General features: G+C 41.2%; 1 pseudogene. It reads left to right on the top strand.

The window, feature by feature from the left end:
• Window positions 1-284, top strand: a pseudogene (locus AAEZ00_RS21025) (cytochrome c-type biogenesis CcmF C-terminal domain-containing protein); the annotation flags it as partial.

Below are 284 nucleotides of genomic sequence, written 5' to 3' on the forward strand. Positions count from 1 at the left end.
CATTAGGCATGGGCAAGATTTCCGTCGGACCTCCATATTTTAATGCTGTATTTGTACCTATCGTATTAGTGCTATTTGGCTTTATGGGTATTGGTCCAATTATTCGCTGGAAGAAATCTAAAGCAGGCGAAATTAAAAAACAGTTACTTATTCCAGCTATTATTGCATTAGTTACCGGTGTCGCTGCTCCATTTATTGCTGGTGGCCAATTTAATGCTTGGGTGATGTGTGGTGTGGCTGCTACAGCATGGATCATGCTATCCACTTTTCGCGCTGCTTATAAT

It is taken from the genome of Shewanella sp. S1-49-MNA-CIBAN-0167, from assembly GCF_040310145.1.
Lineage (GTDB): Bacteria > Pseudomonadota > Gammaproteobacteria > Enterobacterales > Shewanellaceae > Shewanella > Shewanella psychromarinicola.